This window comes from Williamsia muralis, from assembly GCF_002735905.1.
In the GTDB taxonomy this organism is placed as follows: domain Bacteria; phylum Actinomycetota; class Actinomycetes; order Mycobacteriales; family Mycobacteriaceae; genus Williamsia; species Williamsia muralis_A.
This window is the reverse complement of record NZ_PEBD01000012.1, coordinates 65,582-79,970: the sequence shown is the minus strand read 5'-3', so window position 1 is coordinate 79,970 and position 14,389 is coordinate 65,582. Positions and strand designations below refer to the sequence as shown.

General features: G+C 64.5%; 11 protein-coding genes. 4 read left to right on the top strand and 7 right to left on the bottom strand.

What is annotated here, in order from left to right; translation table 11 throughout:
- Positions 1-8: 8 nt before the first annotated feature.
- On the bottom strand, positions 9-482 hold the full coding sequence (locus CSW57_RS22430) for a ribose-5-phosphate isomerase (protein WP_030163741.1): 474 nt from the start codon (positions 480-482) through the stop codon (positions 9-11).
- 88 nt (positions 483-570) lie between these two features.
- Between CSW57_RS22430 and CSW57_RS22425 the strand changes: the two genes are divergently transcribed.
- The gene (locus tag CSW57_RS22425) at positions 571-1,617 is read left to right on the top strand and encodes a M48 family metallopeptidase (protein ID WP_099384854.1); all 1,047 of its coding nucleotides are present in this window, start codon (positions 571-573) and stop codon (positions 1,615-1,617) included.
- Here the strand turns inward: CSW57_RS22425 and CSW57_RS22420 are convergent.
- Positions 1,605-2,216 (bottom strand): mycothiol-dependent nitroreductase Rv2466c family protein, encoded by a 612-nt coding sequence (locus CSW57_RS22420; protein ID WP_099384853.1) that lies wholly within the window; start codon positions 2,214-2,216, stop codon positions 1,605-1,607. The two genes, CSW57_RS22425 and CSW57_RS22420, sit on opposite strands and share 13 nt — an antisense overlap.
- A gap of 188 nt (positions 2,217-2,404) precedes the next feature.
- On the opposite strand from CSW57_RS22420, the gene pepN reads away from it, so the two are divergent.
- Positions 2,405-4,972: an aminopeptidase N gene (pepN, locus tag CSW57_RS22415; RefSeq protein ID WP_099384852.1), complete on the top strand. Its 2,568-nt coding sequence runs from the start codon at positions 2,405-2,407 to the stop codon at positions 4,970-4,972.
- A 73-nt stretch (positions 4,973-5,045) separates the two neighbouring features.
- Here pepN and CSW57_RS22410 read toward each other — a convergent pair whose 3' ends face one another.
- From CSW57_RS22410 to CSW57_RS22400, 3 genes are all read right to left on the bottom strand, one after another.
- Positions 5,046-5,519 (bottom strand): DUF5130 family protein, encoded by a 474-nt coding sequence (locus tag CSW57_RS22410; RefSeq protein WP_223249442.1) that lies wholly within the window; start codon positions 5,517-5,519, stop codon positions 5,046-5,048.
- On the bottom strand, positions 5,506-5,757 hold the full coding sequence (ctaJ, locus tag CSW57_RS22405) for an aa3-type cytochrome oxidase subunit CtaJ (RefSeq protein ID WP_030163750.1): 252 nt from the start codon (positions 5,755-5,757) through the stop codon (positions 5,506-5,508). Before ctaJ ends, CSW57_RS22410 begins: the two co-directional genes overlap by 14 nt.
- Before the next feature lie 93 nt (positions 5,758-5,850).
- The gene (locus tag CSW57_RS22400; RefSeq protein ID WP_030163752.1) at positions 5,851-6,522 is read right to left on the bottom strand and encodes an HNH endonuclease; all 672 of its coding nucleotides are present in this window, start codon (positions 6,520-6,522) and stop codon (positions 5,851-5,853) included.
- Positions 6,523-6,676: 154 nt separating this feature from the next.
- Between CSW57_RS22400 and CSW57_RS22395 the strand changes: the two genes are divergently transcribed.
- Both CSW57_RS22395 and CSW57_RS22390 read left to right on the top strand, forming a co-directional pair.
- A complete protein-coding gene (locus CSW57_RS22395; protein ID WP_051721101.1) occupies positions 6,677-7,129 on the top strand; it encodes a globin in 453 nt (150 codons plus the stop codon).
- Between the two features lie 129 nt (positions 7,130-7,258).
- Positions 7,259-8,842, top strand: coding sequence for a glycoside hydrolase family 13 protein (locus CSW57_RS22390; RefSeq protein ID WP_223249478.1), 1,584 nt, complete (start codon positions 7,259-7,261; stop codon positions 8,840-8,842).
- Between the two features lie 15 nt (positions 8,843-8,857).
- On the opposite strand, the gene CSW57_RS22385 is transcribed toward CSW57_RS22390, so the two are convergent.
- Together CSW57_RS22385 and CSW57_RS22380 are read right to left on the bottom strand one after the other, a co-directional pair.
- A complete protein-coding gene (locus CSW57_RS22385) occupies positions 8,858-9,550 on the bottom strand; it encodes a hypothetical protein (protein ID WP_189339408.1) in 693 nt (230 codons plus the stop codon).
- Entirely contained in the window at positions 9,550-14,388 is a 4,839-nt protein-coding gene (locus CSW57_RS22380) for an NAD-glutamate dehydrogenase (protein ID WP_099384849.1), read from the bottom strand. Before CSW57_RS22380 ends, CSW57_RS22385 begins: the two co-directional genes overlap by 1 nt.
- Position 14,389 lies beyond the last annotated feature (1 nt).

Here is a 14,389-nt window from a genome sequence, read left to right as displayed (position 1 = left end):
CCCTGCGGTCAGTCGGCAGGCAGGGCCGGTGGGGTGCCGGTGCGCTCGTATTCGGAGAGGATGTCGATCCGTCGCTGATGACGTTCTTCGCCGGACCACTCCGTGGTGACGAAAGCATCCACGATCGCCAAGGCCTCTTCTTTGCTGTGCATGCGGCCGCCGATGCCGATCAGCTGAGCGTTGTTGTGCTGCCGCGCCAGCTGGGCGGTCTCCACGCTCCAGGCGAGCGCACATCGGGCACCGGGAACCTTGTTCGCCGCGATCTGCTCGCCGTTGCCACTGCCGCCGAGGACGATGCCGAGGCTCCCCTCGTCTGCGACGGTGCGGCGGGCGGCCTCCACGCAGAACGCCGGGTAGTCGTCGACGGCGTCGTATTCGTGCGCCCCGCAGTCGATCACCTCGTGCCCACCGGACGTCAGGTGTTCAGAGATCTGGCCTTTGAGTTCGAAGCCGGCATGGTCGCCACCTAGATACACGCGCATGGCGAACAGTCTGTCAGAGTCCACCACCGGATCTGTGCCCGACCACAGATCATTCACGGTCACCGTCGCACGGGCCGCATTCCCCTAGATTGGTCTCGTGTATCCACCGCAGTTTCCGGCGCCGCCGCAGCCCGTCACGCACTGGCTGGCGCCCGCGCCATACGCCGGTCAGCCCCGGCGCCATCCGTGGGAGATCCCGATGCTGGTCCTCATCCTCGTGATCGGTGTGGGCGCCTACGTGATCGGTGTCGTGCTCGTGGCCAGCGGTTCACTCGACACCTGGTTCATCCTGATCCTCGTCGCACCGCTGTTGCTGTATCTGATCCGTGGCCTCACGTACGCGATGCCGCGCGTCAACGGGGTGAAGATGAGCCCCACCCAGTTCCCGGAGGGGTACCAGATGGTGGTCGACGCCGCACGTCGCTTCGGGCTCGAACACGTACCCGACGCTTATGTGGTCCTGGGAAACGGAACCATCAACGCCTACGCGTCCGGTCATGGTTTCCGGCGCTTCGTGGTGGTGTACTCAGATCTTTTCGAGATCGGCGGTCAGGCCCGCAGCCCCGAATCGCTGCGCTTCATCATCGGCCACGAGGTCGGGCACATCGCCGCAGGCCACGTGTCCTACTGGCGTCAACTCGGGTCGATCGTGGGGATGAACATCCCGGTCCTCGGGCAGGCCCTGTCGAGATCGATGGAGTACACGGCCGACAACCACGGGTATTACAACCAGCCATCGGGTTCGCCAGGCGCGATCGGCGTGCTCGCCGCGGGCAAGTACATGCTGACCTCGGTGGACTTCGACGAGTTCGCCGACCGGGCCACCCACGAGAAAGGGTTCTTCACCTGGCTGACGAATCTGCGCTCCAGTCATCCCGTGCTCACCTGGCGTGCCGCCGCCCTGCGAAACCGGACCGCGCCCGGCCGAATGTTCTTTCGTCCGAAACATCTCGTCCGGGGCATCGGCAGCGGACATGTTCAGGTGCTGCCACCGCCCGGACCGCAGCCTCCCGTGCTGCAAGGTCCCCCTGGCCATCCCCCATTCCACACACCGGCGGGGCCGCCGGCCGGCCCCCCGAAGGACGACATCGACCAACAGCCCCGCCAGGAGGGACCTGCGCCTCAGTCGAACTGAGGGTCTTCGTTCCTGCTGCGCTTGAGTTCGAAGAAGTGCGGGTAGCTCGAGAGCGCCACCGCGCCGTCCCACACCCTGCCCGCATCTTCCCCTCTGGGGATCCGCGAGAGTACCGGGCCGAAGAAGGCGACATCGTTGATGTGGATCGTCGGTGTTCCCACGTCGTCTCCCACCTTGTCCATGCCGGCGTGATGACTCTTACGGATCGCGTCGTCGAAGGTCGTCTCGTCGGCGGCCGCCGCCAATTCCGCGGGAAGGCCCACCTCGGCCAGCGATTCGGCGATCACGGAATCGAAGTCCTTGTTGCCCTTGTTGTGGATCAGTGTCCCCATCGCGGTGTACAGCGGAGCCAGGATCTCGTCGCCGCGCTCGGCCTGTGCCGCGGCGATCACCCGCACGGGACGCCACGCCTGTTTGAGCCCCTCGCGGTACTCATCGGGAATGTCCTTGCCCTCGTTCAGCACCGCCAGACTCATGATGTGGAAACTGGTCTCGATGGTGCGAACCTTCTCCACCTCGAGGATCCAGCGCGAGGTGATCCAGCACCAGGGGCACAACGGGTCGAACCAGAAATCAACACGATCAATCGAGTCGGTCATGCGCAGATCACTCCTTCATCCGGGGACAGTCGGTTCATCCGGGGACAGTCGGTTCGTCAGCAGATTAACCACCTGCAGGTGACAACAACCGGCGTCCGCCTGCATTCCCGCCCGTGGTCGCGCGCCCCCGTAGGGACAGGCCATACGGTGGGTGAGTACACAAATGGCAATCGGAAAGGCGAGGCAACGTGGCGGCACCAAACTTGACCCGTGATCTTGCGAGCGAGCGCTCGGCGAACATCTCGGTCTCCAACTACGCGATCGACCTCGACCTCACGGACGGATCGGGCAAACCAGGCGAGAAGACGTTCCGTTCATCGGTCACCATCGCGTTCTCGGCCGAACCCGGGTCGTCGTCGTTTGTCGACCTCATCGCCGAGAAGGTGTACAGCGCCACGCTCAACGGGGAGCCGGTGGACCTGTCGGCCTACACCGAAGAGGACGGGCTGGCGCTCGCCCAACTGGCGGAACAGAACACACTCGAGGTCGTGGCCGACTGTGTCTATTCACACACCGGGGAGGGTCTGCACCGATTCGTCGACCCCACCGACGACTCCGTATACCTCTACTCACAGTTCGAGACGGCCGACGCCAAACGCATGTTCGCGTGCTTCGATCAGCCGGACATGAAGGCAACGTTCGACGTGTCGGTGACCGCGCCCGCGGACTGGAAGGTGATCTCCAACGGCGCGGGTACCGAGACAACGCCCGGCAGGCACACTTTCGCCACGACACCCCTGCTGAGCACGTACCTGGTGGCTCTCATCGCGGGCCCCTATGCGCAGTGGACCGACTCGTACACCGATGAGCACGGCACCATCGACCTCGGGATCTTCTGCCGATCGTCGCTGGCCGAGTTCATGGATTCCGGGCGACTGTTCACCGAGACCAAACAAGGATTCGAGTTCTATCACAAGAACTTCGGCATCCCTTACGCATTCGGCAAGTATGACCAGCTCTTCGTTCCCGAGTTCAACGCGGGCGCGATGGAGAATGCGGGCGCAGTCACGTTCCTCGAGGATTATGTCTTTCGTTCGAAGGTCACGAAGTATCTGTACGAGCGGCGCGCCGAGACCGTGCTGCACGAGATGGCCCACATGTGGTTCGGCGATCTCGTCACCATGCAGTGGTGGGATGACTTGTGGCTCAACGAATCGTTCGCAACATTTGCCTCGGTGCTGTGCCAATCCGAGGCGACCGAGTACAAGAACGCCTGGACCACGTTCGCCAACGTCGAGAAGTCGTGGGCGTATCGACAGGATCAATTGCCGTCGACACACCCGGTGGCAGCCGACATCCCCGACATCGCCGCCGTCGAGGTGAACTTCGACGGAATCACCTACGCCAAAGGCGCTTCGGTACTCAAGCAGCTTGTCGCGTACGTCGGCCTCGACCACTTCCTCGCCGGTCTCCGCGACTATTTCCAGGCCCACAAGTTCGGGAACGCGACATTCGGTGATCTTCTCGGGGCACTCGAGAAGTCTTCTGGCCGTGACCTTTCGGACTGGGGATCGCAGTGGTTGAAGACCACCGGCATCAACGTGATGCGGCCCGACTTCGACCTCGACGATGCCGGCGCATTCACCCGCTTCGAGATCATCCAGGATGGCGCCGCGCCGGGCGCCGGCGAGACCCGCACGCACCGACTGGCCGTCGGCATCTATGACGACGTCGACGGAAAGCTGGTCCGGACCAAACGAGTGGAACTCGATGTCGAGGGTGGCCGCACGGCGGTCGACGACCTCGTCGGCGTTGATCGCGGCCGGCTGATCCTGCTCAACGACGACGATCTCACGTACTGCTCGGTGCGGCTGGATCCCGACTCACTGGCGACGGCCACCAGCCGATTGGGCGACATCAGTGAATCGATGCCGCGCACACTCGTCTGGTCGGCAGCGTGGGAGATGACTCGCCAGGCGGAGATGCGGGCACGCGAGTTCGTGGCCCTGGTCCAGGAGGGTATCGGCTCGGAGACCGAAATCGGTGTGGTGCAACGAGTCCTGTTGCAGGCGCAGACCGCGATCGACGCCTACGCGGACCCGCACTGGGCGAAGTCGGAAGGCTGGCCGGGTTTCAGCGCGCGGCTGCTGGAACTCGCGCGCGCTGCCGAACCGGGCTCGGACCATCAATTGGCCTTCGTCAACACGCTGCTCTCTGGCGTCCTGGGGCCCGGACAGGCGGAGATCGTGCAGTCGCTTCTCGACTCGGACCCCGCCGATCAAGGGCTACCCGGTCTCACCGTCGACACCGACCTGCGCTGGTCGATCGTGAACGCCTTGGCCACCGCCGGTGCCATCGACACCGATCCGTCGACAACACCTGTCATCGATGCGGAATTCGAACGAGACAACACCTCGGCGGGCGGCCGGCAGGCTGCCAAGGCCCGGGCAGCCCGTCCCCTCGCCGAGGCGAAGGCCGACGCCTGGTCCAAGGCGGTCGAGGACGACACCCTCTCGAACACTCTGGGTCGGTCCGTGATCGCCGGCTTCGTGCGTCCGGGGCAGGGTGAGTTGCTTGAGCCGTACACCCAGAAGTACTTCGAGGCGGTCCCGCAGGTGTGGCAACGGCGCTCCAGTGAGGTAGCCCAGACGGTGGTTGTCGGGCTGTACCCCAACTGGGCCGCCGACGAGAACGGGTTGGCACTGGCCGACGAGTTGTTGTCCGCTGACCATCCCCCGGCCCTGCGTCGACTGATCTCCGAAGGCCGCGACACCGTGGCCCGTGCCCTGCGCGCACGGGAGTTCGACAAGAGCTGAGACGGCACACAGGCCAGACATAACAAGGGCGGGGCAACCACAGTGGTTGCCCCGCCCTTGTGTAGGTATCAGATCAGCGGATGGTGACCGCCGAAGCGATGACTCGTATCGCCGAGATCAATCCGTCGACGAGATCGCCCGCGCGGATACCTGCGATCGCGGCGGTCACGCCCAGCTGAGCAACCCGGTCGTTGAGCCGCGGAGCGACTTCCCGGCCGGAGACGACCACAACATCCTTGGTGTTCGGCGAGACCGCGATCAACGCTGCGTGTTCGGGTTCGGGCACGCTCGGCAGCACCGCCGACGCGCCTGCGAACGCGTCGGGTCCGAGGTCGCCGATGTAGATCGAGAAACGGATGCCCGTCCGATCCGTGGCGTCGGACAGTGCATCGTCGAGCGCAATCAGTTCGTCACGCCGAAACGGCGGCGTGGCCGGCGCGGCGCCGGGGAACCGGGCAGCCGAGACGCGCCCGCTACCGGTCACCGTGGCACCCATGGGGAGGGTGTCAGGGTCGATGTTCGCCCTTACGATTTCACCACTTGCCACTTGCCGAGCCTCCGATCAGATCGTCGTGTCCATGCCCGTGGTACCCGGGCGCAACCGGTGTGACGTCGGTGGCGCTGAACAGCAGCGGTTCGTGCTCCCACTTCTGGTCGATCGTGTAGGGCTGCACCTTCGGGTACTTGACGCCAAAAGTGAGGGTCATCGCACCGACCACCAGCACAACCGAGATCACAGTGAGGATGACGACCGGTAAACCGATCGCCACAATCAGGTCTTCCACCACATCCGCCCTTCAGCAGTCGTCTTTCATCTGAGAACTTAGCGGACGCCGCTCACGGACGCCTCGCCGAGGTCGCGGTGGCGCGTCGGACTCCTACGCGGCACCCGAGTCGAGGTACCGCGACCATGCGGGGTCGAAGTCCTTGACGGTGGCGAGAAGACGCCAATGGCGCCCCTTGGGTGCGCTCAGAGTTGCCTTGAGGGTCCAGCCGAGTTCGCCGAGCAACCGATCCGCCTTCTTGTGGTTGCAGGAGGCGCAGCACGCGACGCAGTTGTCCCATGTGTGGGTACCTCCGCGACTCCGGGGGACGACGTGGTCGATCGTGTCCGCCTTACCGCCGCAATAGCCGCAGCGGGATCGATCGCGCTGCATCAATGCTGCTCTGGTCATCGGGACGACCGCCCGGTACGGCACCCGCACGTAGTTGCGGAGCCGGATCACAGACGGCACCGCGAGCGCCATCTCTGCCGAATGAATGAGAGGGCCGGCACCATCCTCGTGGATGACGTCGGCCCGTTCGCGCAGCACCAGGACTATCGCCCTGCGTATCGAGATCGCCGCGAGGGGTTCGTAGGTGGCATTGAGAAGGAGTACCCGGTGTTTTCCCCACCGTGTGTTCATCCGCGCAGGCGGCCCGCCGATGGCATCTACCGAGGTGCCGCGAGACCCAGGCGTCAAGGTGGTCACAGACGAGTTACCGGGGTGATGGGGCACGCGTTCAGACCCCGCGTGGACCTTTTCCCGCTGCGACTTCGTACGCGACATCTAACCTCCCGGCCAACCAACCGACCTCGATGGGAACGATTCAGTTCAACACGGATATGGCAGAAATGCACGACAATAAGACCAGCTGCAACTGGTCTTTTGCGTGAACTCTGCGTATCGCGGGATATGCGCATGATGGTCCGGCTCTGGAACAATGGTTCCCGTGACTGATTCATCGCAGACGGACCCGGCCGGCGACGCCGGTTCCACGCAGACGGAGCCGGTCCGCACGTTCTACGACGCGGTGGGCGGCGAGCAGACGTTCGTCGACCTCGTGGCGCGCTTCTATCGGGAGGTGGCAGCCGACGAGATCCTCCGGCCGCTGTACCCCGAGGAAGACCTGGGCCCGGCAGAACGCCGAATGCGTATGTTCCTCATCCAGTACTGGGGCGGGCCCCGCACGTACTCCGACGAGCGCGGGCATCCCCGGCTGCGGATGCGACACAACCCCTTCCGTGTCGGCCCACTCGAACGGGACGCCTGGCTCAGATGCATGCACACAGCCATCGCCTCCATCGATTCCACCCGGCTCGACCCGCCTCACCGGCAGGCGCTCACCGAGTACATGGAGATGGCGGCCCAGTCCATGGTGAATACACCTATCTGACCTGGCTCGCGGAGCGGCCCCGGGATCGCGGGCAAACAACGATCGTGAGGCAAGATGATGCGGGTGAGTGACGTGAAGAACGACCTTTCCGCCGCTGAAACCGGTGCGCCACACCAGGTTCAGCAGCATGTGCAGTCGGACTATCCACTGTGGTGGCAGAACGCGGTTTTCTACCAGATCTATCCGCGCTCGTTCTCGGACAACAACGGAGACGGGGTTGGCGATCTGGCCGGTGTGATCGACAAGCTCGGCTACCTCGAACTGCTGGGCATCGACGCCATCTGGCTCAGCCCCGTCATGAAGTCACCGATGGCCGACCACGGTTACGACGTGTCCGACCCGCGCGATGTCGACCCACTGTTCGGTGGACTCGAAGCCCTCGATTTGCTCATCGCCGAGGCACACGGGCGAGGCATCAAGATCACCATGGACCTGGTACCCAACCACACCAGCGACCAACACGCCTGGTTCGTCGAAGCCCTCTCCGCCGAGCCCGGGAGCGCGGCGCGCGAACGCTACATCTTCCGCGACGGCAAGGGCGAAAACGGCGACGAGCCGCCCAACAACTGGCCCAGCGTTTTCGGCGGTCCGGCATGGACACGCACCACGGGACCCGACGGCGAGCCCGGACAGTGGTATCTGCATCTGTTCGCACCCGAACAACCGGACTTGAACTGGGACAACCCAGAGGTGTTCGCCGACCTCGAGCGCACGCTGCGGTTCTGGCTCGACCGTGGCGTGGACGGGTTCCGGATCGATGTGGCACACGGCATGGCCAAACCCGACGGCCTCCCGGACATGGACCACGAAGCTTTCGGCCTGCTCACCAACGACGACGACGATCCGCGGTTCAACAACGACGGTGTGCACGACATCCACCGCCAAATCCGCGGAGTGCTCGACGACTACCCCGACGCGATGACCGTCGGCGAGATCTGGGTGAAGGACAACACCCGATTCGCCGAATACGTGCGCCCTGACGAGCTCCACCTCGGCTTCAACTTCCGCCTGGCAAAGGTGGGTTTCGACTCCGAGGAGATCCGCGAAGCCATCGAACATTCCCTCGAAGCCGTCGCAACGGTCTCCGGCACACCCACGTGGACGTTGTCGAACCACGATGTCGAGCGCGAGGTCACCAGGTACTCCGACGACACCGATCCGCGCGCCGGGCTCGACCGCGCACGCGCGATGATCCTGGTCGAGCTCGCCTTGCCGGGTGCGGCATTCATCTACAACGGTGCCGAACTCGGGTTGCCGAATGCCGAGCTGCCGGACGAGGCACTACAGGATCCGGTGTGGGAACGTTCCGGCCATACCGAGCGTGGTCGAGACGGCTGCCGAATTCCCCTGCCCTGGGAAGGCGAGACACCCCCTTTCGCGTTCTCCAGCAACACCAAGACCTGGTTGCCGATCCCGCCGGAGTGGTCGAACCTCACCGTCGAGTCGCAACTCGAGGATCTGGAGTCGACGCTGTCGCTCTATCGGCTGGCGATCGAACTGCGTAAGACCCGTCCGGAGTTCGCCGGAGAGAGCATCGAATGGTACGGCGCACCTCCCGGGTGCCTGGCGTTTCGCCGGTCGCTCGGCAAGCTGGTGTGCGCTCTCAACGCGGGGCCGGACCCCATCGGACTTCCGCCCGGAGAGCTGCTGCTCAGCAGCAGTCCCCTGGTCGACGGGAAGCTCCCACCGAACGCCGCGGCGTGGCTGGTCTGAGCCAACCCGCCAGGCTCAGTTGACCTGGAGCGAAAACGCCATCGTGCGCCGCTGATAGACCGACCCGAATCGGGCGTCGAGTCGCGCCCACACCGGGGTGCAACGCACTCGCACGACTTCGTCGGCGTCGATGAGTTCGATGTCCGACGTCTCGGTGACGTCGTGATTGTCGGCCTGCCGCACGAAACCCATTGCCGTCAGCGCAAAGATCGACCGCATCGATACGTTGACGACCTCGTCTGTCGTCTCCCCTGTCACGTCGAGCACCTGCTGGTCGAGCAATGAGGTCGGCGGTCCGTGGCCGCTGCCTTGGGTGCGGGCCACCTCCGCCCCGGTACGCGACAACTGAATCAGTACCCGGGCCGGAACGTCATCGACGTGGACGAATCCGTCGACGGCGGGCAGGGCGCCGCGCCAGGCACTGTCGAGAGGGAATCCGGTGTCGACCGACGCGGTCTCCGGATTGTCCGCCTCCCGCCTCAGCGCGCTGCGCAATTCGGTTGCACCGCAGACCACGTCGTCACCCTCGATGGATCCCGCGACCACCCGGGTGGCCAACACATCGAAGCCGGTGTTCACCCAGATTCCCAGCAGGCCATCGGGACGCTTCTTGATGCGGAGAACAGCGACATCGTCGGCGCGCAGAGCCCGGCCGGCGAACACGGCCAGATCGGTGCGGTCGCGGGCCGCCAGGGTCAACGTCGCCATCAGCGGATCGAACTCCTGAGCTGACGAGCCGCCACCGACAGCGTCGCGAGATCGAGTTCGCCCAATTCGGCTATGTCGGAGAGGGTCGTCCGCACACGGGCGAGGCGCGAGGAGTTGCTGAGTTCCCAGTCGGCGATCTTCTCGGCAGGTGACTCGTCGGGCTCGGCCGAATCAAGGATCACCAGACAGAGCGATCGCAGCGTGCTGTGCAGGTCGTCCCGCAACGCCAGCCGGGCGAGCGAGTGCCAGCGGTCTTTGCGGTCAAGGTCGGACACCGCGGTCAACAGATCCTCGACGCCGAGATGATCCATCACCTCGAAGTACAACTCCCCCACCTCGGCAGGCTCTCGGTCCGATATCTCGGCCGCGTCGATGATGTCGAGCAGGCAGAACCGGTGCAGGCTGACGGCGACGGCCTCGGCGATCTCGGCGGGCACGTCGTCATCGCGCAAGCGCTGGGCGCGACGCTCGACCCCCTCGGCGGAACTGCCACGAAGCCAACCCGGCAACTGGGGCGACAGTTCGGCGACAAGTGCGGCGTAGCGCGTCACCTCGGCGGCCATCGCGAGAGGTTGCGGCCGGCCGGCGATCATCCAGCGCGACGCGCGAAAGAGCAGCCGTCGCGCGTAGGTGATCATCGCGTCGGTGGTCGGGACAGAGCAGGGCGCCGAAGCGATGTCCTGCCACAACCCGGGCAGCCCGAATATCTGCGTGACCGCCTGAAATGAGCGCACCACATCGAGCGACGTGGATCCGCTCCCCTCACACAGGCGGAACACATGGGTGATTCCCGCGTTGTCCACGAGGTCGTTCACCACTGCCGTCGTGACGATCTCGCGACGCAGCGGGTGGTTGACGATCCCTTCGGCGAACCGCTCTCGCAGCGGCACGGGGAAATACGTCATCAGACGCGGTGAGAAGACGTCATTGTCCGGCAGGTCACCGTCGAGCATGTCGGACTTGAGCGCCAACTTCACGTGCGCCATCAACGTCGCAAGCTCCGGCGACGTCAGACCATGACGCCCGGTGGACTCACCGCGCTTGATCAGCTCGGCCGGGCGAGGGAGGGCTTCGAGCTTCAGGTTGACCCCACGGCCGGCGAGCTCCTTGAGCAGCCTCACGTAGACCTCGGCCGCTTCGGCCGCCTGCGATCGGCTGGTCCCCAGCTCGGCGTTCTGTGACACGTTGTCGGCCAGCACGAGGTCACCGACCTCTTCGGTCATCGACTCCAGCAACGGGTTTCGATCCTCAGCAGCCAATTCACCGGCCGACACCTGGGAGTCGAGCAGGATCTTGATGTTCACCTCGTGATCGGAGCAATCGACGCCGGCCGAATTGTCCATCGCATCGGTGTTGATGCGTCCACCGCTCAGATCGAACTCGATACGACCCAGTTCGGTCACTCCGAGGTTGCCGCCCTCGCCGACGACCTTGACGCGCAGCTCGTTCCCGTCCACGCGGATCGCGTCGTTCGCCTTGTCCCCCACCGCTTCATGTGACTGGGTGCTCGCCTTCACATACGTTCCGATGCCGCCGTTCCACAGCAGATCGGCGGGAGCGAGCAGGATGGCGCGGATCAGTTCCGGGGGCGAGAGAGTCGAGACGTCTTCGGGCACTCCCAGTGCCTTCGCGATCTGAGGGCTGATGTCGATGGACTTGCGGTCGCGCGACCACACGCCGCCACCTTCGCTGATCAACTCGGTGTTGTAATCGGCCCACGACGAGCGCGGCAGTTCGAACAAGCGCTGTCGTTCAGCGAACGACTTCGCCGCATCGGGGGCGGGATCGATGAAGATGTGACGATGGTCGAACGCCGCGGTCAATCGAATATGCCCTGACAGCAGCATGCCGTTACCGAAGACATCGCCGCTCATGTCGCCGATGCCCACCACCGTGAAGTCCTCGGTCTGGGTGTCGACGCCCACTTCTCGGAAGTGACGTTTGACCGCCTCCCAGGCGCCTCTGGCCGTGATGCCCATCGCCTTGTGGTCATATCCGGCCGAACCGCCGGAGGCGAACGCGTCCCCGAGCCAGAAACCGTATTGCCCCGCAACATCATTGGCGATGTCGGAGAACGTGGCGGTGCCCTTGTCCGCGGCGACCACCAGGTAGGGATCGTCATCGTCGCGGCGTACCACCCGGGTGGGCGCGGTGACGTTCCCCGATTTCTGGTCGATGTTGTCGGTGAGGTCGAGCAGTCCTGAGATGAAGTGGCGGTAGCACTCCACTCCTTCTGCTCGGTAGGCGTCCCGATCCGCGGTGGGGTCCCCCGTCGGCAACGGCGGCCGCTTGACCACGAATCCGCCTTTGGAACCAACCGGCACGATGACCGCGTTCTTCACCGCCTGCGCCTTGACCAACCCGAGGATCTCGGTCCGGAAGTCCTCACGCCGATCCGACCAACGCAATCCGCCGCGAGCCACCGACCCGAATCTCAGGTGGACGCCCTCCACCCGGGGAGAGTAGACGTAGATCTCATACAGCGGACGTGGTTCCGGCGTCTGCGGAATGTCCCTGGGGCGCAACTTGAAAGCGAGGACGTTCCGTGATGAACCATGTTCAGCGGCGACGTAGTAATTGGTACGCACGGTCGCCGAGATCACCGAGATGTAGGCACTGATGATGCGATCGACGTCGAGGCTCATGATCGACCCGACGTCGGCCGCCAGACCGTCGAGCACCTCTGACCGCCGGTCATCGTCAGCTGCTTCGGGATCGAACGACGCCGCGTACAACTCGACGAGCGCCTTGGTGATCGTCGGGTGTGCGCCCAGAACGGACGCCACGTGGTTGTTGCTGTAGGACGAACCGCACTGACGCAGATATTTGGAGTAGGCACGCAACACTGCCGCTTCACGCCAGGTCAGGCCGCAGCGGAACACGAGTTCGTTGAAGTCGTCCACCTCTGCATCGCCGCGCCAGATCTGTGCGAATGCGTCGGTGAACCGATGTTCGACGTCGTCGGTGGTCTTTTCGTCGACCGCCATACCCTCGGCGAGCGAGAGACTGAACTCATAGATGTGGCACGTCTGGCCATCAGGACGTCGTAGCTCATACGGCCGTTCGTCGAGAACGTTGACGCCGAGGCTGTGCAGCACGGGCAACACCTCGGTCAGAGTCGCCGATCGGCCGCACAGATAGAAGGCGAACCGCCAATGTTGCTGTGCTGCAGTATCTTCTGCCAGCTCGGCGTCTTCGCCCACCGGGCGGTACAACCTCACCTCGAACGCTCCGTCGCCGAGGCCCTGCACCACATCGATATCGGTGTATGCCTCCGACGGGGCACGGATGTCCTTGTAACTGTCGGCGAGGGTCGCTGCATAGAACGCAACCACCTCCGGGCCGGCGGTCCCTGAGGTGTTCGCGGCCACCTGCCTCAGCCGTTCGTCCCAGCCTCGTGCGGCTGCGATGAGTCTGTCCTGGATGGCCACCTGACCCGGCGAGCCGACGGCCAGATCTCCGAGCTCGGCGCACGCGGACGCGGAGATGCGCATCACCACATGCAGGAGCGCCAACGGCGATTCGCTGACCCTGGCGGTGTATTCCAGTGCGTCGCCGCCCAACGCACTCAGCAGTTCGTTCTGCAATGCCTCCCGTAGCCGCGTGGTGTAACGGTCCCTGGGCAGATACACCAGGGCAGAGACGATCTCGCCGGCCGGGTCGGGTCGGAGAAATACGCGGAGCTGGCGATTGGGGACGGCCTCGAGCACCTCGGTGAGTGTGCGGGCGAGCTCTCCCGCTTGCAGGGAGAACAGCTCTGATCGCGGGAACGTCTGCAGGAGTTCGAGCATCGCCATACCGGTGTACGACTCGGCCTCGACCTCGGCAGCCGCCAACACCTCGCCCACCTTGGTGTCCAGGACGGGGATGTCGAAGATGTTCTCGTGCAAGGCCGTGGGCGTGAATCTGCCCACGAACACGTGTTCACCGACGCTGCGGCCGTTGTCGTCGTAGTCGTCGATCTGGATCAAACTCGGGAAGTTGGACCGCTGTATACGCGTCGGCAGATACAGCTGCTGCACGGCGACAGCACCTGTCCCCTGGGTCGCCTTGTGTTCGACATCCGCGGTGCGCCAGACACCGAGGCCGGAGGGCCGGCGTGGCGTGCGATCGCGCCCAGCCCCGTCGCAATGCAGGTAACCGAACGGGGTGAAGTTGTTCTCCACCAGCCAGCGCAAGAGACGCGCGAAGTCTTCTCCGGCAGCCCGGTCGAGCCCGTCGGGAAGGGTTGTCGTCAGATAGGACGAGTAGGTGTCGGCCAGCCCGGTCAGCAGATCGAGCATCGGCGCGCGGTCGTCGTGCACATCGGCGATGCGGCCGATCACGGTGTCGAGTTCGGTTCTCACCACATCGATGTCGATGGGCGACACCCGTGGAACGGCATGGACATTGATCCACGATTCGACCTGCTGGTCGGTTCGGACCGTATCGCTGGGCTTGTCAGAATCAACTATCTCTCGCAGCTCGCCGTGACCGTCGCGGACCACGAGCATGATCGGATGGTCGATGCGAACCACCATCAGCCCAGAGGCCTCGAGTGCTGCGACCACCGATTCGACCAGCAAGGGCATGTCATCGGTGACCATCGACACCGACACCGCGCTGCCGTCGAACACGACGTCGGTGATCGCAACGCCGCCCGCGCGCGTATAGGCGATTGTCACGTGGGCGGTGAGCTGGGACCGTTGCTCCGGCCCCAGCTCATCCCACGTGGTCTCGTCGACACTGCCGGGCCCGTGGAAATAGGGGGCCACAGCCTGCGGCAGAAGCGCTTTGATCGCTTCGGAGGAATCGTCGCCCCGCGAATCCGCCAGGTCCGTTTTCGTTGATCCGGTCATG

Bases quoted from the DNA above. Each gene is read 5' to 3' on its own strand.
- CSW57_RS22430 (WP_030163741.1), bottom strand. From the start codon at position 482: ATGCGCGTGTATCTAGGTGGCGACCATGCCGGCTTCGAACTCAAAGGC.
- CSW57_RS22400 (WP_030163752.1), bottom strand. From the start codon at position 6,522: ATGTCGCGTACGAAGTCGCAGCGGGAAAAGGTCCACGCGGGGTCTGAA.
- CSW57_RS22380 (WP_099384849.1), bottom strand. From the start codon at position 14,388: ATGACCGGATCAACGAAAACGGACCTGGCGGATTCGCGGGGCGACGAT.
- CSW57_RS22395 (WP_051721101.1), top strand. From the start codon at position 6,677: ATGGTTCCCGTGACTGATTCATCGCAGACGGACCCGGCCGGCGACGCC.
- CSW57_RS22420 (WP_099384853.1), bottom strand. From the start codon at position 2,216: ATGACCGACTCGATTGATCGTGTTGATTTCTGGTTCGACCCGTTGTGC.
- CSW57_RS22385 (WP_189339408.1), bottom strand. From the start codon at position 9,550: ATGGCGACGTTGACCCTGGCGGCCCGCGACCGCACCGATCTGGCCGTG.